General features: G+C 43.2%; 19 protein-coding genes. 11 read left to right on the top strand and 8 right to left on the bottom strand.

Annotated features, from left to right (window positions below):
- Positions 1–103 precede the first annotated feature (103 nt).
- The 9 genes from C1710_RS07600 to C1710_RS07560 all read left to right on the top strand — a co-directional run bounded on the left by C1710_RS07600 (position 104) and on the right by C1710_RS07560 (position 11,504).
- Positions 104–559, top strand: a complete 456-nt coding sequence (locus C1710_RS07600) for a GNAT family N-acetyltransferase (protein WP_102281576.1) — start codon at positions 104–106, stop codon at positions 557–559.
- Between the two features lie 121 nt (positions 560–680).
- Positions 681–1,532 carry a hypothetical protein gene (locus tag C1710_RS07595; RefSeq protein WP_102281574.1) on the top strand — a complete coding sequence of 284 codons (852 nt, stop codon included), beginning with the start codon at positions 681–683 and terminating at the stop codon, positions 1,530–1,532.
- A gap of 56 nt (positions 1,533–1,588) precedes the next feature.
- Positions 1,589–2,818 (top strand): hypothetical protein, encoded by a 1,230-nt coding sequence (locus C1710_RS07590; RefSeq protein WP_102281572.1) that lies wholly within the window; start codon positions 1,589–1,591, stop codon positions 2,816–2,818.
- On the top strand, positions 2,815–4,128 hold the full coding sequence (locus C1710_RS07585; protein ID WP_102281569.1) for a hypothetical protein: 1,314 nt from the start codon (positions 2,815–2,817) through the stop codon (positions 4,126–4,128). Before C1710_RS07590 ends, C1710_RS07585 begins: the two co-directional genes overlap by 4 nt.
- 12 nt (positions 4,129–4,140) lie before the next feature.
- Positions 4,141–6,030: an AAA family ATPase gene (locus C1710_RS07580; protein ID WP_102281566.1), complete on the top strand. Its 1,890-nt coding sequence runs from the start codon at positions 4,141–4,143 to the stop codon at positions 6,028–6,030.
- Positions 6,031–6,638: 608 nt separating this feature from the next.
- On the top strand, positions 6,639–7,415 hold the full coding sequence (tpiA, locus tag C1710_RS07575; RefSeq protein WP_102281564.1) for a triose-phosphate isomerase: 777 nt from the start codon (positions 6,639–6,641) through the stop codon (positions 7,413–7,415).
- A 33-nt stretch (positions 7,416–7,448) separates the two neighbouring features.
- Complete coding sequence (locus tag C1710_RS07570; RefSeq protein ID WP_102281562.1) at positions 7,449–8,345, top strand: ketose-bisphosphate aldolase; 897 nt, start codon at positions 7,449–7,451, stop codon at positions 8,343–8,345.
- Between the two features lie 16 nt (positions 8,346–8,361).
- The gene (locus tag C1710_RS07565; protein WP_102281560.1) at positions 8,362–9,015 is read left to right on the top strand and encodes a histidine phosphatase family protein; all 654 of its coding nucleotides are present in this window, start codon (positions 8,362–8,364) and stop codon (positions 9,013–9,015) included.
- 257 nt (positions 9,016–9,272) lie between these two features.
- Complete coding sequence (locus C1710_RS07560) at positions 9,273–11,504, top strand: phospholipase D-like domain-containing protein (RefSeq protein WP_235858019.1); 2,232 nt, start codon at positions 9,273–9,275, stop codon at positions 11,502–11,504.
- Positions 11,505–11,555: 51 nt separating this feature from the next.
- On the opposite strand, the gene C1710_RS07555 is transcribed toward C1710_RS07560, so the two are convergent.
- The gene (locus tag C1710_RS07555) at positions 11,556–11,882 is read right to left on the bottom strand and encodes a DUF454 family protein (protein ID WP_102281557.1); all 327 of its coding nucleotides are present in this window, start codon (positions 11,880–11,882) and stop codon (positions 11,556–11,558) included.
- Positions 11,883–12,019: 137 nt separating this feature from the next.
- Here C1710_RS07555 and C1710_RS07550 point away from each other — a divergent pair, with 137 nt between their 5' ends.
- Positions 12,020–12,880 (top strand): alpha/beta hydrolase, encoded by an 861-nt coding sequence (locus C1710_RS07550; protein WP_102281554.1) that lies wholly within the window; start codon positions 12,020–12,022, stop codon positions 12,878–12,880.
- Here the strand turns inward: C1710_RS07550 and C1710_RS07545 are convergent.
- Complete coding sequence (locus C1710_RS07545) at positions 12,877–13,743, bottom strand: patatin-like phospholipase family protein (protein ID WP_102281551.1); 867 nt, start codon at positions 13,741–13,743, stop codon at positions 12,877–12,879. The genes C1710_RS07550 and C1710_RS07545 overlap by 4 nt on opposite strands.
- A gap of 128 nt (positions 13,744–13,871) precedes the next feature.
- Between C1710_RS07545 and C1710_RS07540 the strand changes: the two genes are divergently transcribed.
- Positions 13,872–14,369 (top strand): phosphatidylglycerophosphatase A family protein, encoded by a 498-nt coding sequence (locus C1710_RS07540; protein ID WP_102281549.1) that lies wholly within the window; start codon positions 13,872–13,874, stop codon positions 14,367–14,369.
- 70 nt (positions 14,370–14,439) lie between these two features.
- On the opposite strand, the gene C1710_RS07535 is transcribed toward C1710_RS07540, so the two are convergent.
- From C1710_RS07535 to parC, 6 genes are all read right to left on the bottom strand, one after another.
- Positions 14,440–15,282 (bottom strand): IS3 family transposase, encoded by an 843-nt coding sequence (locus C1710_RS07535; RefSeq protein WP_235858018.1) that lies wholly within the window; start codon positions 15,280–15,282, stop codon positions 14,440–14,442.
- A gap of 2 nt (positions 15,283–15,284) precedes the next feature.
- Positions 15,285–15,818, bottom strand: coding sequence for a helix-turn-helix domain-containing protein (locus C1710_RS07530; protein WP_102281098.1), 534 nt, complete (start codon positions 15,816–15,818; stop codon positions 15,285–15,287).
- Between the two features lie 605 nt (positions 15,819–16,423).
- Positions 16,424–16,918, bottom strand: a complete 495-nt coding sequence (locus C1710_RS07525; RefSeq protein ID WP_102281544.1) for an ECF transporter S component — start codon at positions 16,916–16,918, stop codon at positions 16,424–16,426.
- Between the two features lie 34 nt (positions 16,919–16,952).
- Positions 16,953–17,783, bottom strand: coding sequence for a PfkB family carbohydrate kinase (locus C1710_RS07520; protein ID WP_102281541.1), 831 nt, complete (start codon positions 17,781–17,783; stop codon positions 16,953–16,955).
- 193 nt (positions 17,784–17,976) lie between these two features.
- Positions 17,977–18,909 (bottom strand): manganese-dependent inorganic pyrophosphatase, encoded by a 933-nt coding sequence (locus C1710_RS07515; protein ID WP_102281539.1) that lies wholly within the window; start codon positions 18,907–18,909, stop codon positions 17,977–17,979.
- 87 nt (positions 18,910–18,996) lie between these two features.
- Positions 18,997–21,468 (bottom strand): DNA topoisomerase IV subunit A, encoded by a 2,472-nt coding sequence (parC, locus tag C1710_RS07510; protein ID WP_102281536.1) that lies wholly within the window; start codon positions 21,466–21,468, stop codon positions 18,997–18,999.
- Positions 21,469–21,484 lie beyond the last annotated feature (16 nt).

Below are 21,484 nucleotides of genomic sequence, written 5' to 3'. Positions count from 1 at the left end.
ATAATATTGCACTTACAACAATTTGCTTAGAGTGACATTGTTGAATTGTCAACAATATCATTGACATTTTATACGTCGTCCAATTACGAAAGGAAGCTTTATAATGACTGTTGATGTTCACGAAATGAAAAGGAATGAAATTTCGCAGACTTACCCGTTAATGAAGGGCTTAGCCGAATATGAGCATTATATTGACAGCTTTGCCATTACTGAGGAAACGATTGTTCGCGATGCTTTTGAAACTGTTCCGCCAAAGTTCCACTGCCTAGTAGCAACTGTTGATGGACAGGTAAAAGGGATGCTGGTTTACTACTTCCTTCCATATACTGCCCAGGATCGTGCAGATATTTATATGAAGGAACTATTTATTGATGAAAGCGCCCGTGGACAGCACCTGGGAACTAAATTAATGGATGCACTTAAACAGGTTGGTCGTGACCATGGGTGTGGTGTCATTAAGTGGACCTGCGCACCATGGAACAAGAAGGCCCAGGAATTCTACAAAAAACAGGGCGGCCAAGAAAATCATGACTGGCTTGACTATCAATTAACTCTTTAATCTATCCTTTAGCCCAGCGGCGATTATCCGCTGGGTTTTTGTTTATCATCAATGGGTGACGGTAACCAATGCAATTGTTCATTATTTCTATTAAAATAAAGGGGAATTGAGGAGGAGCATCATGTTATATATTCTTGCTCGCCCGCAACAACAACTGCACCAAAATGCTGACTTTTGGGAATACACCGAGACACGACTAAAGACGGCTACTGAATTTCGCGGCGTTTCGTTTCTGTCATCAGTTAGTTTTATTGAGAAGTATTTATTGCCTCGCTATTCGCGGGTGACGCTCATTTTAGGGCTGAGTGATAACGGTAAGGATTCCTTTGGCAAACGGCTAGCGGCCCATCTGAATGGCAGTGGTAATTTTCTCGATGGTGGTGTCTTTGGTAAAAGAAACTATGAGTTTGCCAACGTTTCTACCGAAGACGAACAAAAGGTTGAAAAAGACTTTCTCTTCCCAATTAAGAGTGTGCTTAAAAAGGCATTGAATCAGTTTGAGATGTTTGACCAAGTGGAAGAGTATTTCCAGGATAACTATGATTATTCAATTTCTATGGGCCGCAATGACTGGACAATGTTGGTCAACCAGGCGGATGTTGGCACCGACATTACCTTTGTCAAACAAGAGGGCCAGTTAATGGCCCAAATTAATAAGCACCTTTTCAATAAGGTGTCGGACCGGACAAGTCGCAACAATGGTTCGATGATGAACCGCTATTTCTACTATCTGCCACGGAAATATCATAATAGTTACCAGTACACTAGTACCGGCTTTATCGTCAACGTTGCGAACTTCGATAAGTGGTTGAATAGTGATACGCTGCTTCAGCATTACCAGACTAGCCAAGATGCCCGCCATGAGCAGGAACTTAAGAACCAGGCCAAGTTAACCGAGGCCATTACCAAGCTGACTGCAGCAACAGTAGAACAGCGACGTCATCGCGGCATTTTCGGTTGGTTTAAACGGTAACCGCTTGTTTGGCTTGGCAACTGTAGTAAACTAATAATGTTTAAAAGGGGGAAATTATGGCATCTGGTTTTATTTTAGCGAATCAGCGGGGAATCGCTGTTTCAATGGATACAATGGAAGCAAGCACTAGCGGGGAAGAATATCGCGGAATTAACAGACTGTTCCCACTTGGTAGGAAGCATAAGGTGGTTGCTGTGTCGACAGGAATTGATAAGTTTATGAACATCCCCGTCGAGCTACTGATTCAGCGTTTTGCGGATCAGTTAGGGACACAGCCATTAAACAAACTAACTGATTATTCGTCTTCTTTTATTGCCTTTCTTAATAGCAAACAGAGCGGGCTAGGGGAACAGTGGTATCTGCGTGACAATGTGCGATTAATCTTAGAAAACTTGTTTAATAACTATATGCAGCTGCAACAGGCCAGCCGCGAGCAGCAATCTTTTGAAGCAGTTATTAACCAGGCGGTGGATAAGATTTGTCAGCAATGGCAGCAGAGTAGACAGAATCAGCCAATTTTTGTACTGGACCGCCAGCAATTTATTGAAAAGTATCAGCAACCTATTTCGGCTATTATTAACGAATGGGTGAAAGAATATGCTAGTTATGGCAACAACACCAATGGTGGGGTCTTTGCCAAGCAATTGCTAATGCCAAGCCAGGAGTCTGCCCAGGGTCAGAGAAGTGTCTTCTCGAGTATTTATCCACGCCTGTTTGAGGCTATTCGCACCATCTTAACCACTGATATTAGGCAAAACTATGCTTCTATTTACTTCGTTGGCCTTGGCGGAGGTGAAGCATTTGGTAGTTGCCAGCTCGTTAACCTTTATGGCTTTTTGGGAAGGCTATTGGCAAAAACTGGTGAAGTTGAACGAATTGATCAGGATCATAATCAGCTGTTTAAAGCCGTTTCGACTTATACCCGCCAATCGGTTGGTGCTGAATTACTGCAACAAGGGATGGCCGAGGTGTCATTTCAACAAATTGCCCGAATTATTGCTGACAAGGGAATGCAGTTAACCGACCAGCAACGGGTACTCAGAACTGTCAGGCAGGCGATGGACAATCATACCGCTGGCATTAGGCAAACGATTGTTAATCTCAGCCCAGCTGAATTAGCGCAGATGTCAAGAACAATGGTAGAAGCAAATAGCTTTGTCGCACGTTACTCATTCCGCAACGCAGGAGTAGGTGGCGATATTGAGACGATGACGATTACTTTTCAAGATGGACCGGTGTGGGTTTATCGTCAGGCTGCATTAAATGAGGGAGGAGCGAAGCAATGACTGCAGAGATCGGAATCGGCAACCAAGCTGGGATTGTGCTGGCGGCAGATAGTGCCGTGAGTGAGACGGATTATACCGGTCAGGTTCAAGCAATCTATGATTCAGCCCAGAAACTATATACATTGGATTGGCAGCACTATGTTGGTCTGATGATGTATGGCAATGCTTCATTCGAAGGAACTCCCTGGAGCGTGTTGGTTCAACACTACCGGCAACAAGTTGGTAGCCAAAGGCTGTCCCACCTCAGCGACTATCAAGAAGCATTTCTCCATTACTTGGTGAACGAGCCTTTGGTGAATTTACCGGTGACTGATCAACGCTCAACAGTGAACCGGGTTGTTTCATCGCTAACTTATACGCTTTGCCAAGATTTTCAATATCAAGACCGTAATAGTGATGAAGTTGCCTTGTTTATTAAACAGAGTTTGACGAATTCTGCCAAGAACTATGCAAAAGCGGCTAATCATCAATTGGCCACTAACGGATACTCTGAGCATCAGTTTATTACTGATTATCAGCAGTTGCTGTTGACAGTTGACCCAGCTCATCCCGATCGGGAAGGGCTGGTTGTTAAAATGATGAAAGAGCAGGCTCAACAAGTTGGCTTAAAATTGAATGGTGATAACAATTATCATAACCTCTTTGATGAGCAATTGCAGGGAATTTGGTTGCATGCTATCTATATCATCATCTTCGCCGGCCTCAGTACTGGGCAGTGGAAGGGGAATGGTGAATCAGGCATCGTAATTGCTGGTTACGGTCAAGATGATGACTGTCCAGTAGTTGAGCAGCTTCATTTGTATGGCAGTGTTGGCTCTCATCCTGTATTTAAGCGGGAAAAAATTGACCAGATTGGACAGCTTAACCAGGTGGGGGTGCCAATTAGGAACCTTTTTCTGCCATTCGCACAAACTGACGTAGCTAATACTCTTCGTTTTGGTGTCAGTGATGATATTTATGGTCAATTGACGGACACCGTCATGCATAAAACTGATTTACCTGTTGATGTGAAAAATCAAATTAACCAGCAACTAGCTGAATACTTTTACAACACTTACGGGGCCCCCTTTGAATCCGAAATTGCCATGTTAAACATTCCTGAACTGGCAGAGATTGCTGAGACTATGATTAAGGTGACAAGTTTTGAACGCCAGTATAACGGTGATCACTTTGCGACTGTTGGTGGACCAATTGATGTTTTGGCCATCACACCCAATGATGGTCCCGTTTGGATCCAAAAGAAGCAGTATTTTGATCCCAATAGCCGGGAAAATCTTGGCTGGCAGCTGCGATTACAGCACGGGATGTAGGAGGTATGATGGATGGTCGATAAAAATGTAATTGATAACCAACCAGACTTCGAGGCTGCCTTTGCCCGGGGAACGGGCGAGATTAATTTGGCCCCGGGATTTTATAATGTTCCCCATCCAGATTCAGAAAAGACGGTTTACACATTTAACGGCAGTATCACAGGTATCGCCGACGATAATCCTAACGATAATGACGATGACAACGTTTATCTTATTGGTGAGCTGGGGACTGAAACTAGTTTGAAGTTGACAAACTTGGTGATGGTTAATAACCGTCAAATTAACGTCAGTGTCTTAAAAGGAGCAACGGCAACGGTTGATCATGTTACTTTTATTAGAGACCCTGATTCGCTAACCGGTCCGCTGGAGCAGACGGCTATAGGCTGTGACCAGGGTGCTAACCTTGTGATGAAATCTTCGACAGTTTTTTACCGTGATTTTGGTGGTGCCATTAAAATGGCCACTGACGTTACGGGAGTTATTCGCCAAAGTAACCTAATGATTATCAATTTGCCCAAGGGAAGTAGTGGCAACCTTGTACTGGACCAAGTTGAAGTGGGCACTCTGTCCGTTGCTGGCGAGTGGAATATTGTTAGTCAAAACCTTAGTTTTTCCGTGCATGAGACTCAACATTATCTGCCTTATCAAGTAGCAGATAATCATCAAGATCGTTTGTCTACAAAACGATGTCTTTGTTACCTGCTAAACTCAAGAATGATTGCGGATAATTTGCATTTCCCGGTAACATTGCCAAAGTCAATTACGCCGCTGGTCGTCGATCACTCACAATTAACTGGTTCGCTAGCTGAAAAGAGACTTAACTATCAGCCATGGATTGAAGCGGTGGACAGTCAGGTATCAGTGAAGAATTGCCAGGTAACTGGAAATGTCCAGCGCGGCAGCAATTCTCTGGCAGGTGAAGAGGGTTCATTGACTTCCCAGTCATCAGCTGTTAGGACTAATGATCACGCTGCCCTGAAGAAACTGAAGCAACTCATTGGCTTAACCCGGGTAAAGGAACAGGTGAATACCTTTATTCAGATGGCGTTAATGAATAAGCGTCGGCAGGAGCACGGAATGAAGACAGTGTCGAGTTCTTTTCATTCACTTTTTGAGGGTAACCCAGGGACCGGTAAGACAACGGTCGCTCGGCTGGTCGGCAAGATTATGTTTGAAGAAGGAATTTTGCCAACTGATAAGTATGTTGAAGTTGATCGCACACAGCTAGTCGCTGGTTACGTTGGCCAGACTGCCAAACAAACCCGGAAGGTCCTCGAAGAAGCTACCGGGGGGATGCTGTTTATTGACGAAGCTTACGACCTGGTGCATGGAAACGATGACACCTTTGGTCGTGAAGCGCTTGATACCATCATGAAGTATATGGAAGACCACCGAGAAGAACTTATGATCATCTTTGCTGGCTATACTGAGGATATGAAAAAGCTATTACAGCAGAACCCAGGGATGTCTTCACGGGTTCCCAATGTTTTCACGTTTGATGATTATAGTGTTGATGAAATCATCGCTATTGGCCGCTTGCAGCTGCAACAGCAACAAATGCATTTCGATTCGCCGAGAACGGAGAAACTCTACGAGCAGTTGGTAAGCGAGCAGTATCAAAGTAGCAATGACCACAGTAATGGTCGCTGGATCAGAAACCGTAACGATCAGTTGCTGCGTCAAATAGCGGTTGATACCGGGCAAAATGAGGAGCACCCGTTAGATGAGATTTGGTCTGACGATATTCAAAAAGCTTTTGGTGGTTCTGTGCATGATGATCATAACGCCAAACAAGGCAATGAATCACTTTCACAGGGGGAAATTCCTAAAGACTTATGGCATGATTTTTCGTTAGGTAGTGATTCAACACTTCCGTTATTAAATGGCGATGAATTAAAGTAAATGACGATCATCTCAGGCGAGTGGTTCGCCTGGGTTTTTTATTACTCTTAAACCATAATTTTTAATTTTTTGCAAAATGGTTTACGGATTGGTTCTAACGAAAATTGCACCAATAAGGACACCTTAAGAAAATTTTTACGAAATGGTATAGTTAATATTTACTGAATATAGGAGACAGCTTAATAATTGTCATTAAGATAATTGGTCTAGTTTAGCGACGGTGACCAATCGTCTTGTTAACAGAAATAACCAGAATTCCTCCAAAAGTATGACTATACCAATTATAATAAAGACTAAGGATACACCTCGTCATAAATAAACACCCGTTTAATTATTTTAGTATATTTATGCATAGCAAATTTTTGCTAATTGTGGTTTATGTCATAAATTGCTTTGACTTATTAATTAGCAACACTTATACTACGGTTGTTGGCTTGGTTAAATAATAGATTTCAATTAATCAGTCAGCATTAATGATTTTCCCACGTGAATACTAAAGAATAACAATACGTGATAATAGGTTGGCAATGGCCAGCTTAATTGTTATTCATTAAGTAGACCGATTTGAAAAGACTGTGTAAAAGAGTCCAATGGGGTGAAACTTGAAAATGCGGAAACCGTTAATAGTTGCCAACTGGAAGATGAATAAGAACGTGGATGAGGCGCTGACCTTTCTCCACCAAATTCTTGACGAACTTCCAGACTATGACCGAGAGGAAGTTGGTATTGCGCCACAGGCTTTTGCCATTTACCCAATGATGAAGGCAGTTTCTCAAACGCCGTTGCAAATTATTGGGCAGAATGCGGCAAGTAAGTGTAATGGTGCATATACTGGGGAGATTAGCGTTCGTGATCTGGCAGCAATGGGTGTCAACTATGTGATGCTGGGCCACGCTGAGCGTCGTGAGATTTTTAAGGAATCAAATCGCACCATTAACCAAAAGTTGTTAACAGCACTTCGTGAAGGCGTAAGACCGATCGTTTGCACCAACGGTGAACAAAAGATGGTTGGCCAGCATAACAGCTGTTATAGCATTTTTCGTCAGTTAGATAACGTTTTGACAGGGGTGCCGGTGAGTCAAGTGACAAGGATTGTTTTTTCCTTTGAGCCGACTGATGCGATTGGTACCGGCAAACATGCCGATCTTGAAACAGCTGAGCATGGCTGTCATCTTCTACGTCAGGAAATTGGTCAACGTTATGGTAGCCAGATTGCCAATCAAGTTCGAATTCTTTATGGTGGCAGTGTTAACCCGAACAATATTCGGTTATTAATGGCGGCTCCAGATATTGACGGTGTGCTGATTGGCCGTGCAAGTTTGGACGCCGATAGTTTCATTCAGATGATGAACTACCAACAAATGGCTCTAGCACAAGTGATGTAGGGATTAACTTAGTAAACAATGGAGGAAAAAATAATGGCTAATTTAGTAAATGGTAACGATCTTTTTGCAGATGCCAGGGCAAACCACTATGCCATCGGAGCCTATAACATTAACAATCTGGAATGGACCCGGGCAATTCTAAAGGGCGCACAAGAAACTCAGACTCCGGTGTTAGTCCAAGTTTCCATGGGGGCTTCGCGTTACATGGGTGGCTATAAGTTTGTTAAGGATATGGTTGAGGACCAAATTGACTCGCTAGGAGTTAATGTCCCAGTCATTCTTCACCTTGATCATGGTGATTACGCGGCAGCGTTGGAGTGTATTAAACTCGGCTACCCGTCAGTTATGTTTGACGGGCATAAGCTGCCAAATGAGGAAAACTATCAAAAGACGAAAGAAATTGTTCAGTTGGCCCATGCAAGAAACATTTCTGTCGAAGCAGAAATTGGTAAAATTGGTGAAAACCGTGATGCTACCAGCGGCGAGCTGGCGTCAGTTGAAGATGCTATCCGCTTTGCCCAACTGGGTGTTGATAAATTAGCTTGCGGTATCGGCAACATTCATGGAATCTATCCTGCAGACTGGAAAGGACTGAACTTTACCCGCTTAGAGCAGATTGCCCATGCTATCAGCATCCCACTAGTCCTTCATGGGGGTTCCGGAATTCCGCGCAATCAGGTCGAAAAGGCAATTGCCTTGGGAATTAGTAAGGTCAACATTAATACCGAATTCCAGCTAGCCTTTCAGCAAGCCACCCGCCGCTACATTGAGGAAGGACATGACTTGGATAAGGTCCACAAGGGTTATGACCCCCGTAAGTTGCTGCTGCCGGGTACTGAAGCCATTACGTCTTCGATGAAGGAAATGATTTCCTGGCTGAAGACCCCGTCTGTTAATGAGATTAGGGCTGCACAAGTAGCCATTGGTTAATGTGAAGGGATAAACAATGGCAACTACCATTTATTTGATTCGACATGGTCAAACGTACTTCAACTGTTTTGCACGATTGCAGGGGTGGTCGGATACACCGTTAACTGAACAAGGTGAAGCAGATGCTGCCAATATTGGTCAGACACTGGCTGCACTAAAGGTTGATTATCTTTTTTCTAGTGACATGAAGCGGGCAATCGATACTGCTAAAATTATGATTGCCCAAAATAACTACACACCAAATAAAATTCCTGTTGCTAAATCGTTGTTCCGTGAGGTTTTTTACGGGTCCTTTGAGGGTCACAGTAACGAGGAAGGCGCTATTTGGGCCAGCAGGCTGGGCAACAAGCGTTTTCGTCGGATTGGTCAACTTGTAGCAGAATTTGGGGTTGAAAAGTCGCACGACCTGCTAAAAGAGGCAGATCCTGCGCACCTTGCCGAGGGCAGTAAAGAATTAAATCAACGAGTAGCAGAGATGATGAATCTTTTTGAGCAACTCGGCGATCAAAAAAGAGTAATTGTGGCGACTCACGGCTCTATTATTCAGTACTTAGCAAGTCGGATTGATGGGACCCGCACTTACCCGAACCTTGATAACGGTGAGATGATGAAACTAGTTATGAATGAAGGTCGACCGCGGATTGCGGCTTACAATAGCAAACACCTATAACCAACTGGAAAGATAATTAGAAAAAACTAACGAAACAGTATAATATTGGCTTTCACTCTTCTGAGATCCCAGAAGGTGGAAGCCTATTTGTTATTAATGGAGTGTTATAATAATGATACGTATATCTAGCTGGAGGGTTTAATAAGATGGCAGACCAAAAGAAGCGGTCAAAGAAAAAACAACATCAACAAAAAGCCAAACAAGTTGGTGATACAATCAGGCGAATTCACGTCATTTATAATCAACAAAGTACCAAAATGTCGATTAGCGAATTATTTGACAGTGAGAAATACAGCCAGCTTGTTGGTGTGTGCGGTGACTTGTCTGCTGACTTTATTAACCGCTACCTAGCTGACTTCGTTAAAATTGAGCTAGTTCTTGGTTCCGAACAACTGGCAGAAAATTACAGTGCGGCCGAGTTATCAACGAAAGTCGCCCTTGTAGAGGCAATGCGCACAATTGGGGATAAGCAACCGACACGGCTTTTCCAGGAACTTAGTGGTCAACTACAACTGGCCGCATTGGGCAATATTTTGTCGATCGAAATAGCACCGACGCAGGTGATTCATTCACGTTTTTACCTGTTAAGTAACCCTGATAATCACGAGCAGCGTGTTATTATTACCTCTGCTAACTTAACTAAGCAGGCCTTCACGGATGCCCAAAACCGCTTTGAAGAAGTTTTGGTTTTTGATGACAGTCCCTTGTTTGATAGCATGATGGTTCACTTTAAAACGGATATCCGGCCTGTTGTTATTCCTTATTTTGCGGAAAGCCTCCTTCGGGCAGCCTCTCACCAACTGAGTGAAAGTCATAAAAATGGGCGGGGCAGCAACGTTGTCATTCTCGACAATAGCACTGCCGATGCAATCGCTGAAGATACGTTGACTAACGTCTTGACAGCTGATATTCCGCAACAAATTGAAAAGCATATCGTTAGCGCCAATTACCCGCGCTTTATGCGTGATGCAACAGTTAACCGCACTGCTGATAAGGAAAAGAAACGGCGTCAGATCCAACAAGATGATATTCTGCTTAATTTGCAGAAGGAGTCGGTTTCACCACGTGCGGCTCACCCGAAGATTAAGGCAAAACAGCAAATCATGAACAATGTGCACCGGGCACTGCAATCGCCATTAACTGAAGAAGAGCAGGCAGTAGAGAAAAAGTACGCGACCTATCTGTACGACCGGCCAATGGAGCGCAATTTGGCGCGGCACATTACGGGCTTGTTTACCCCTAGTCAGACTGGTAATTTTCCCTTGCCGTTTGGTGAGAAAGCTAATCAGTCCACTATTAAAGAGGGCTTACAGGCCATTGATAACATCATGAAGGGCTACCAACAATTTGTCGTTGATTATAATCCTGACTATGGAAAGCGGTTCTTCGAAGCGATTTTATATAGTTTTACTGCTCCTTTCCTTTGGGAAATCCGTCAAAAAACTAGTTTGAATGCAGAAGACGGTAACGATGTCCCAAATTTTCTGTTTTTAGGGGCAACGGCCGGTTCTGGCAAATCAACCCTTTTGCGGATGATCAACCAGCTGACTTGGAATACTGATAAGTCATTGATTGATTTTGGGACCATCTATCCATCTAGTACCGCTCAACGGAAGGCTAAGACCGTTCAGGCTTTAGAGAACTACATGAAACAAGGTAGTTGTTACCCGGTCTTGGTTGATGAAATTGATCCCTACTTTTTCCAACAGCCACAGTATAGCCGACACTTGGTTGTGGACACCATGAACGAAGTTGTGAACCACCCGCGGGCAATTGCTCCGCTCATTGGGACAACCAACTATAACTCTGGTTTTACAATGGTGCGTGAAACAGCACGACGGTCGTATTATCTGCAAATTGATAAAGTGATCGACGATAGCAAGAAGGGGGAAGCTAATAAGTACATCTTCAATGTTAGAAAAACCCTCAATAACAACTTATTCCAAGACTTTGTTATTCGGATGGCCAACTTACTAGAAGATGACCAAACGGCTTGGCGAATCTTTAATGAATCGACTGGCCGACTTGACTTCTTAGCAAATACTCGTTTAATTTTTAAAGATTACTACCATGAAGCGGGGATGGAGTTACCTAATTATTTTGCTGATGCCATCTGTGATGACTTTCGTGAAACGGCGCGGAGCAAGTGGGCAAAACTCTATATTACCCAGCCTGATGATTTTGTTTACCGCAAAGAAAAGCAAAGTTTACTGTTCGATATGGCCAAACTTAGTAGTTTTAACGGATTTGGTGGTGAGAACAGTATGGAAGAATACCGAAACGCTTTACCAGTTGAAATTTGTGTAGATGGTGTTACCGGTAAAACAGGCAAGTTTGCGGAGATTAAAGCACCAGAGTTTTTCCGGTGGATTGGCGAAGAAAACCCATATGCCGATAAGAAAGAACAAGGGTCACCCGACGATCATGAACAAGGAGACGATGGTAAGCCAAAAAAGCGTCGCGGTTTCTTTGCCCGACTATTTGGATAATAAAAGCAGAGCGATCCATTCAAATCGCTCTGCTTTTTTGTAATTGTTTAATTATTTTTGATCATCTTTATTAATTCGAACTGGTTCCACTTGCCACTGGCGAGTTAACCACTGCCAGTTAATTTGACGTTGGCGAAGGAAATTGTCAGTTCGTTTGGCCCAGCGGCGTTTCCAGACAAGCAACTGCTCAACAGTCTGTTGGTACCATCGCTGGCGATGTAGCCAGTTTTCAAAGCGTGAAGATGCCTTGGTTAGTGACCAGGCCGCGCCAAAGAAAAATGGTACTTGCGGAATGATTGGTAACAATAGTCCCACAATACCGCAAATAAATAGCACTAGCGCTAAGATAAGCCAGAAAGCCTTATGAAAGAGTACCATTTTCTTCACCACCTTTCACTCAATGGTTAATATTATATCAGGAAAACAACAAGGAAGACAACTATTAGCCTCTTTAGCTAGCTAATAATCGTTATGTAGCGATATAATAAAGGGCAAGAACAAAAGGGGCCGGAAGAATGAATAAAGTGGGAAAATATGGAGTAAGATTACTGGCAATTGTGGTGGTTTTACTATTATGTGGGCAATTGATCATGATTAGTGGTAGTCGGTCGAATAGGCTTAACCACTTCGCAGCAGGGGTTCAAAAATCAAATACCCCAACCTTATTAATTTCAGGGTGGGGTGGGGGTACACCGACATATCACCGCTTAATCACTACCTATTATCAGCAAAAAATTGCCCAAAAAGTTATGACCATCTGGGTTTTGCCAAATGGGAAATGTCTTGTTCATGGACACCTTGACGCTAATCGTCCCAACCAGTTAATCCAGTTATTATATGTATGGAATTATACCCCGACCTATAATCCGCAGACCAAGCAGTTAACCGCAGTTTTAACAATGCTTCATGATCGTTATCACGTTGATAAACTTAACGTTATTGCTCATTCTTATGGCGGTAGTGAGTGGGCTAATGCCGTTTTCTGTTCTCCTCGGTTGCAGAAAGAGATCAAATACCAAAAAGTTGTTTTGCTTGGCGTACCGGTTGATGAAAGTTTTGGGACCAAAACAAGGTTTGGCTTACACCTCTTACACAAGAGTACTGACCACAATTTCAAGCAACTATTACGTGGTGCTAGTTTGATGCAAGCCAATCATAATCAACCAGAAATCTTTAACTTACTAGGTAGTAAAGAAGGAAAAAATGACCAGACAGATGGTTCTGTCCCCCATGTTCAATCGCAAATGATGAGGTTAGTAGTTAAGAAAATGGGATCTACTTATCACGAACGGACATACGCTAACACTACCCATTTCCAGCTACACCAAAAAAAGGCAATCTTAAAAGAGGTAGCTGCAGACATTTGGGATAATTAATACGCTTTATCAGCAAGGAACTTACGAATGGCTTTTGTTTGTGATTGACCATCCTTTCTCCCTTGCAAGTAAAGAGTAGTTAATTTCTTCGTATTGTATTCGAGACGGCTAACCTTAACCGGTTGCTGTGGGGCAATGCATAATGCCTTTCCATCCCGAACCAGGTCTGCAACGCCGCTCACCTGTTGGTTGTAAACGAGAGGGCGGTTAATCCCCGTCTGAATAAAGGCAGGGTAGTCTTTGTAAACTCGTCGGTACGTCATTTTCTCGAAGTGTGAAGAAGGTTTTTTGCGGAAACTGGCGTCCCTTGTACGAACGATAATCATTTTGTCAAATCCTTGTTGTAAGGCAAGATCGTACGGGATCGAATCTGCCACACCGCCATCTAAACATTCACCCTTACTAGTTTTTTGTGGATCACCAATAAATGGAATCGAAGAAGAGGCCTTCAAAGCGGTAATGAGGTCCTCGCCTGTCGGTTTTGCAAACGTAACTGCTTTTCCAGTAGCCAATGAAGTGGCAACAATAATGAAATTAGAGGCGGACCGTTGGTATGCTCGTTCGTCAAATTGGTGCCAGTCCCAGCCATGGTCAGCAAATAGAAAGTCGAGGTTAATGATGCTTTCTTTTTTAAACATCCTGGTCATGGAAATGTAATCACGACGGTGACGGTAACCAGTGTTAACGTTGGTCACGCGGCCAAACTGTTTGGAAACAAAATTAGCGCCACACAAGGCGCCAGCAGAAACGCCAATCACACAGTCAAATTCAATTCCGTTTGCCAAAAAGCTGTCAACAACGCCAGCGGTATACTGCCCACGTAAGGCACCGCCTTCTAAGACAAGTGCTGCTTTATATAAGATTTTAATTACCTTCTCTCAAAAAAGAGTGCTGTTAATTATTATAACAGTAGCAATTGAAATAATTGGCGAAAAAGAGTGAAGAGGAGTAAAATTTTAACTTAATATTTAAGAAAACGGAGGCAGGAATTATGCAAAATAAAGGTTTTAAATACCCAGATACGAAGGCATACCAATTCATTATTGATGAATTTAATAAACGAGGTATTACGCTGCATGACCTAGCAAAGATCGTTCACAAAATGGAAATTGATTACATTCCCGAGCTTACCGTCGAAAAGTGTGCACGCGTCCTTATTAACGAAATGCATAAACGTGAATTGATGAACAATGTTATGGTTGGCCTCGAATTAGACCGGTTGGCCGAAGAAAAAAAGCTAAAGGAACCACTCCTATCAATCATCCGTAACGATGCTGGTGTCTTTGGTGTGGACGAAGTGCTGGCACTACAGATTGCAAATATCTACGGGACCATTGGTTCCACTAACTTTGGTTACCTTGACCGGGTCAAATATGGTTTAATCAAAAAATTTGATGAAGACAAACAACACGTTAATACCTTTTTGGATGACCTGCTAGGGGCAATTGTTGCTGCTGCCTGTGCCAAGTTAGCTCATGAGTACGCCTAAAAATTTAGATGATAAAAAACCGCGCCCTGATAATGAAGTGCTATAAAAAAGTTGGACACTTTACTAACTTTTAAAGATTGGAATGATATCGAATATATTGATTCGGTGTCATTCCTTTTTTATTTGCTGAAATTCGTACGTTGTTGTACCAATAGATGTATTGCTCAATGACAGTTTTAAATTGCTGAAATGAAGTGATCTTTATCCGATTCAAACACTCACGTTTCAAGTTAAAAAAGCTTTCGGCTGGTGAGTTATCTAAGCAATTTCCTTTACGGGACATCGACTGAGTAATTCCGTGTTGACGTAATAAAATTTGATACAAGTGGTGTTGATACTGCCATCCTTGATCTGAATGCATGATGGAGTTACTACGTTGTGGCAGTTTATTAAATAAACTTGCCAACATAGTGCTAACTAATTTCATATTAGGATGAGTTGAGGTCGCGTAAGCGACCACGGCACCACTGGCCTCATCAATGACTGGTGATAAATAGCCTTTGACCTGTTCATTAATAGAAATTTGTGTGATATCTGTATGTAGAACTTGATATGCTTTTTGTGCATTAAATTGCTGATGTAAGTAATTAGGGGCAACCTTGCCCACATGACCACGATATGAATGATAGTGACTCTTGGCTGAGTACACAGTTACCTTTAATCCCATGCTAGTCATTAATCGACGCACTGTTTCTTGACAATATGTGAAGCCTTTCTTGATGAGACAATACCAAATTCGGCGATAACCGTAGGTTTCCTGACTACGTTTAAATTGCTTCGCAATTTCCTGCTTTACCTGATGATACTTATCGATACGCTTTGCGGCTTTAAGACGTTCATAGAAGGTGGATCGTGGAATACCAAAATATGTTAACAACTTAGATAATGGGTACTTAGCCCTAAGATCTTGGATCGCTAGTGCTTGTTCTTTCCGCGCTGCTGTCTTAGGGCTTGTAATTTTTTTAAGATGTCGATCTCCATTTCTTGATCGGCGATCTTAGCTTCCAGATCGGCAATTTTTTGCCTATATTGTTCTTCTTTAGTAGGCTTGATTTTATATTTGTTAATCGTTTTATGTTTGTTCATAGTTTTAGCTGGTCGACCCTTAGGCTTTGACCGAAGGCCGACGATCCCTTCATTTTTATATTTACGATACCATGAATAAACTTGTGTGCGATTCAAATTAAATTTCGCAGCTACTTTATCTATGCTTAACTCGTGAGTACGGTAGTAAGTGATTACCTGAAGTTTATAATCAAGTGAATAAATACGATGGCTCCTCTTGGGAGCCAAACTCTCATAACCACATGCTTGAACATCCTGTACCCATGCCATTAAGCTATGGTTGGAAGAAATGCCATATTTCTGACAAACTAATGAATAGTCATGACTTTTGTTCAAGTAGTCTTGAACTGCTCTAACTTTAAATTGATATGAATATTTAGACATAAAAATACCCCAGAATTGTTAGATTCGTGTCTAACAATTCTAGGGCACTTCAATAATGGAGCGCGGTTTTATAGTGATATTGTTACTGACAATCAACGTCCACTGTTAGCAACAATAAAATAATAAGGAAACAACGAATTAGTGCTGTTGAACATGGAATTGATGAAGCATTGGGTATGCCAACGACGCGATTACCAACGCAATAAGACTAACAACAGCAATGAAGTTGCTAAGAGCTGACATCATATCCGCTCATCCTTTCCAATAAAGATAATAATAAGGCTAGTTGCTTAATAGTAAGCGTTAACTGCCTTTTCGATTATCATTGTATCTAACTAATCCGCAAAAAGCTAGTACTCTTTCAATTTCTTAGCAAAGTATTATCAGCTTCTTATAATTGAAAAAGAAAGCTAATCATTCTTCTTAGTTTAGATTAATAAGAATACTTGACGAGATAGTTAATAATCCAAGGAGAGAGTTGGAGGAATTATTAGGGGGGGATTAATGGATAGTTTATTGTTTTCGGTTTCTAGTTTACATAATATATATTATTCAAAGTAATAGTTAAAAGAAAAGAAGACCCCCTCCACCGTGGGAGCCTCATTTTACAAGTGCAGACGTTTTTCTAGTAATCTTTCAACCATTACCGCGACGATTGCGCCAACGATTCCCTGGATTAGGTTTGTTCCAATGCTCAAAAGTCCAGTTAACAATGTTTTAGATAAGTACCAGTCTGCAAAAAAGTAACTAGCCACCATCAAGAAAACACCGATACTAAGCGCCAAGCCTTTATTTTTGGTTTTCTGATAGAACCATCCAGCAGCAAAACCTTCAAGTCCGTGCGCAATAAAGGAAAATAACATGTACTGGGTATATCCGGAAAATAAATCAAGAAGCATCCCACTAAAGCCGCCAATTACTAAGCCATACCATGGACCCAGTAACAGTGAACCGATGAAGATTCCAAGGTCACACAGATTAATATTTCCCTTCGTCATCGGAATGGGAATCAAAACGAGCCGGCCGAGCACGACACTAATGGCAATTAGTAACGCCCCAAAGACTGTTTTCTGAAGGTTGTTATTATTTCTACGCAACATTAATCAAGCCTTTCATGAATTTTTTCACCAGTTATTAAGTATTTGTTAAGTAATTTAATAAGCGACGGGTTTTCATTCCGTAGACCCGGTCGGCTTGGGAAATCTCCGCCGTTTCCGCTACTGCAATTTGAATTGCTACGGTTGATTTAGTAACAGCAGCAACCAACGATAACCCCTGCTGAAGATAACCAACTAATAGTGCAGCGAATGTATCGCCGGTACCATAGAAGTGACCAGGGAATGGTTCATTCCCGGCAAAAAATGGTGTGGTTTCATGTCGAAGGAAGGTCAAGGAACCAATTTTTCCCTGACGATGGATTCCTGTTAGGACGATCGTGCTCTCAACCCCCTTTTGCCGAATTTTATTAACAGCGTTAGCAATAGCCTGGTCAGACTCATCGCTCTTGACTGGCTTTTCACCAATTAGCAGCTGTAATTCTGTCCAGTTAGGGGTTATTACCGTGGACAATTTTGCTAGCGTCATCATTTTAGCTGGATAATCAGGAGAAAAACCGTCATACAAGCGACCATTGTCTCCCATTACGGGGTCGACGAGCAGCGTTTGCCAGTTGTTATGAGTGGCGAGGGCAGCTACTTCTGCAATTGCCCCTGTTGTCCCGAGATAACCGATGAGTGCAGAATCAAGCTCTAAGTGCCTGACAGTTTGCAAGTGGGCAACGGTTTTTCTAAACCAGCTGCTTGCTGTCATTTTGACAGGTGTTCCAAACCCTTCCGTGGATGATGACAAAAACATTGCTGGTAGCACAGCAGTGGTAATCCCCATTCCGTGAAGAACATTCATTGCTGCTACCGATGAGATGGTACCCAGGGCGGAAAAATCTTCAACTACCGCAGTTGCCTTCATACCATCACCCCAAATCTTTTTTATTACACATGTGTTATTATAAGTGAATTGCTGTGTAAGGTAAAGTCACCTCTGCCCTACCCTCATCTGTGTTTTCGTCATAATCTGAAATGAAAAGCCGACACTACTAAAAATAAACACAGGATGGCCGATAACCAGCCACCTGTGTTTTGTATTTTATATGATCAAGAAATTATCCTTCAAAGGCGTCCGTCAATGGAGGAACCACTTGCTTCTTCCGTGAAACAACTCCTGGCAGGTTCATCCGGTGTTGATCACTGAGCTTCTTGCCAAAGGCCTTTTCAACCACGTCGGTAGGTTCGCCCGTAACCAGCAAATCAGAATCACTGTTTAAGATGTTTGTTACGATGAGGATAAACAGGTCATAGTTATTCTTATCCATTTCACTGTGCATCGTCTTTTCGAGGTCCGCTTGACGAGCAAAGACATCATCAAGGTCAACAGTATTGACTTGACCGATACGAACGCTCTTACCACCCAGTGTAAAGGACTTAGCATCTCCTTCAACGATATCCATGTCAGAGCGCTTTGCAATATTAGTGCCAGCCTTGAGCATAGCCAAGCCATATTCCTCATAATCCACGTTAGCGACCTTGGCCAGGTACTTAACAGCTTCCCGGTCGTGGTCCGTCGTCGTTGGTGACTTCAGCAGTAAAGTGTCTGAAATGATTGCGGACAGCATCATGCCGGCCAGGTTAGCCGGAATATCGATGTGCTTTTGTTGGAACATTTCAGTCAAAATGGTGCTGACACACCCGTAAGGACGAGCAGTGTAATACAGCGGTTGAGCAGTATTAAAGTTAGCGATCCGGTGGTGGTCAACAACGTGAGTAACAGTGACCTTATCAATATCTGGTGCACTTTGCTGTGGTTCATTGTGGTCAACCAACATTACCTTGTCCACTTCGTTAGCAACGGTCTTAACGACCCGTGGTGCCTTCATGTTGAAGTGATCCAGTGCATACCTGGTTTCATCATTTGGCTCACCAAGGGCAACAGGCTCAGTTTCATATCCCAGTTGGTTTTGGTAGTACGAATAAGCAATTGCTGCCGTAATTGCATCTGTGTCAGGACTTTGGTGCCCAAATACTAATTCCTTACTCATCTTGCAAGTTCCCCCTTGAAGAATAGCAGGTCTTTCCTGCCAAAATTTCATCGTATCCTCATTTTATCACAAAATTAACATTCGAAATCAATTATTTTGCGGCTGTTCAGCACCGTCAACTGCAGTGAGTTGCTGGCGAATCCAAACCGGTGTTCCCTGTGAATCCGTATCCACAACAAACATTCCATTAGACTGGGCAACACTGACGTGGTGGTCGGCCACTGCCACTTCAACGATTTGTGGACGGTCGGTAATGATCTCTAATTTGCCATCATAGTCTGCTGGATACGAAGTTAAGCCGGCGACTTCATGAGGGTTCTTCTTCAAGCGACGGAGAATCAGGTTCCCCCGCCGAGCCCGTGAACCGAGCTCTAATTCATTGGCCTTCATCAATTTGAAAGCTCCCCGTTGGGTTACGACGGCAAGAAGTGACTCATCATCGACGATTGTCATCGCGCTTAAGATATCGTCTTCTTTGAGATTAATACCACGAACACCTGCGGTCCGGGCGCCAGTTGGTGAAACTTCAGCAATATCGAAACGGAGGGCATATCCCTGGCGACTAGCAAGCACCACTGACTGCTCTTTCTTTGCTGTTGGCTCGTAATATTCAACGTTAACGACCTCAGCATCAGCTGATTTAAGCTTGATGTACTTCGTCGCGTGGGTCTTGTAACGAGAACCGGGTTTGTAGTCACTAAAACTGGTTCGCTTAACCTGGCCATCAGTCGTAGCCATGATGAAACTCCCCTGCTGCTTTAAGTCCGCGAAGGTAAAAGCTTGAATGATCATTTCATCTTCAGCAAGGCCGACCGTTTGTGAAAGGTGCTCACCCATATCCTTCCACCTCGTGTCCGCTAATTCGTGAACTGGCCGGTAAATCAGGTTGCCAAGGTTAGTGAACATAAAGAGGTGGTTAAGCGTCGAAGTTTCCTTGATGAGGATTGGATAATCGTCCTCACGCAAGCCATCATCATTAATCGCCGAAGCGTTGAAGGAACGTAAACTGCTCCGTTTGATGTAACCAAATCGTGAAACCATGACAACCACTTGTTCATCCGGAACAGTGACGGTCGTTGCGACGGTCAATTTTTGAACGTGGGCTTCAATCTTTGTCCGCCGCGGGTTACCAAATGCTTTCTTTACCGACTGCATTTCCCGCCGCAAGACGGCATTTAACTTGGCCGGCTGTTCCAAGATTTGGTGGTATTTACTGATTTGCGAACTTAACTGTTTCTTCTCATTTTCTAACTGAGTAACATCAGTATTAGTTAACCGGTACAGTTGTAAGGTAACAATTGCCTCTGCTTGGTCAGCAGTGAAAGCGTACTGGGATACTAAATTTTGCTTTGCATCCCGACGGTTTTTGCTGCCGCGGATGGTCTTGATTACCTGGTCTAAAATCGACAGGGCCTTAATCAACCCTTCAACAATGTGTAACCGTTTATTGGCCCGGTTCAACTCAAACTTGGTCCGCCGGGTAATGATTTCCTTTTGAAATGCCAGGTAGGCACTTAAAAATCGTTTCAAACCAACGCGCTGGGGGCGCATTTCATCAATGGCAACCATGTTGAAGTTGTAGTTGATCTGCAGGTCAGTGTTTTTAAATAGGTAGTTGAGGATGCCTTGAGCATCAACGTTTCGCTTTAGTTCGACGGCGATTCGCAAACCTGTCCGGTCAGTTTCGTCACGGACTTCAGCGATCCCTTCGACCTTCCGGTTAATCCGTAAGTCGTCTATCCGTTTGACCAGCTGCGCTTTGTTGACTTCATAAGGAATTTCACTGATGTTGATTTGTTGCTTGCCACCACGAAGACTGACAATCTCGGTTTTAGCCCGGACAACAATTCGTCCACGGCCATTTTCGTAAGCTTCCTTGATGCCCTCTAATCCCTGGACGATCCCGCCGGTGGGAAAATCTGGTCCGGGGATAAATTTCATTAAATCATTCAGCGTTGCCTGGGGGTGGTCTAGAAGGTAGTCCAGTGCGTCAATGACTTCCGCTAAATTGTGCGGTGGAATTTCGGTGGCATAACCAGCAGAGATCCCTGTGGCACCGTTAACCAGTAAGTTAGGGAAACGTGCCGGGAGGACCGTCGGTTCTTTTTCTGTATCGTCAAAGTTTAACGTCATATCGACAGTGTCTTTGTCGATATCCTGGAGCATTAACCCCGCGATTTTACTAAGACGGGCCTCTGTATAACGCATGGCAGCAGCTGGGTCCCCGTCCATTGACCCGTTATTACCGTGCATTTCAATTAATGGTTCCCGCAGTTTCCAATCCTGGCTCATCCGTACCAGGGCTTCATAAATCGAACTGTCCCCATGGGGGTGAAAATTACCCATGACGTTACCAACGGACTTAGCTGACTTACGAAAGCCCTTATCGTAGGTATTGCCATCCTTATTCATAGCAAACAGAATTCGCCGCTGGACCGGCTTCAGCCCGTCACGAATATCTGGAAGAGCCCGCTCTTGAATAATGGATTTTGAATAACGGCCAAAACGGTCGCCCATCAACTGCTCAAGTGTTTCTTCCCTAATTTTTGCCGTGGTCAAGTTTGTCGTCCCCCTC

This window comes from [Lactobacillus] timonensis, assembly GCF_900240275.1.
Classification (GTDB): Bacteria; Bacillota; Bacilli; order Lactobacillales; family Lactobacillaceae; genus Limosilactobacillus; species Limosilactobacillus timonensis.
This window is presented reverse-complemented; position numbering and strand designations above follow the sequence as displayed.

Excerpts from the sequence above, each read along its gene's own strand:
- C1710_RS07600 (WP_102281576.1), top strand. The coding sequence starts at position 104 with ATGACTGTTGATGTTCACGAAATGAAAAGGAATGAAATTTCGCAGACT.
- C1710_RS07595 (WP_102281574.1), top strand. The coding sequence starts at position 681 with ATGTTATATATTCTTGCTCGCCCGCAACAACAACTGCACCAAAATGCT.
- C1710_RS07590 (WP_102281572.1), top strand. The coding sequence starts at position 1,589 with ATGGCATCTGGTTTTATTTTAGCGAATCAGCGGGGAATCGCTGTTTCA.
- C1710_RS07585 (WP_102281569.1), top strand. The coding sequence starts at position 2,815 with ATGACTGCAGAGATCGGAATCGGCAACCAAGCTGGGATTGTGCTGGCG.
- C1710_RS07580 (WP_102281566.1), top strand. The coding sequence starts at position 4,141 with ATGGTCGATAAAAATGTAATTGATAACCAACCAGACTTCGAGGCTGCC.
- tpiA (WP_102281564.1), top strand. The coding sequence starts at position 6,639 with ATGCGGAAACCGTTAATAGTTGCCAACTGGAAGATGAATAAGAACGTG.
- C1710_RS07570 (WP_102281562.1), top strand. The coding sequence starts at position 7,449 with ATGGCTAATTTAGTAAATGGTAACGATCTTTTTGCAGATGCCAGGGCA.
- C1710_RS07565 (WP_102281560.1), top strand. The coding sequence starts at position 8,362 with ATGGCAACTACCATTTATTTGATTCGACATGGTCAAACGTACTTCAAC.
- C1710_RS07560 (WP_235858019.1), top strand. The coding sequence starts at position 9,273 with ATGTCGATTAGCGAATTATTTGACAGTGAGAAATACAGCCAGCTTGTT.
- C1710_RS07555 (WP_102281557.1), bottom strand. The coding sequence starts at position 11,882 with ATGGTACTCTTTCATAAGGCTTTCTGGCTTATCTTAGCGCTAGTGCTA.
- C1710_RS07550 (WP_102281554.1), top strand. The coding sequence starts at position 12,020 with ATGAATAAAGTGGGAAAATATGGAGTAAGATTACTGGCAATTGTGGTG.
- C1710_RS07540 (WP_102281549.1), top strand. The coding sequence starts at position 13,872 with ATGCAAAATAAAGGTTTTAAATACCCAGATACGAAGGCATACCAATTC.
- C1710_RS07530 (WP_102281098.1), bottom strand. The coding sequence starts at position 15,818 with ATGTCTAAATATTCATATCAATTTAAAGTTAGAGCAGTTCAAGACTAC.
- C1710_RS07525 (WP_102281544.1), bottom strand. The coding sequence starts at position 16,918 with ATGTTGCGTAGAAATAATAACAACCTTCAGAAAACAGTCTTTGGGGCG.
- C1710_RS07520 (WP_102281541.1), bottom strand. The coding sequence starts at position 17,783 with ATGAAGGCAACTGCGGTAGTTGAAGATTTTTCCGCCCTGGGTACCATC.
- C1710_RS07515 (WP_102281539.1), bottom strand. The coding sequence starts at position 18,909 with ATGAGTAAGGAATTAGTATTTGGGCACCAAAGTCCTGACACAGATGCA.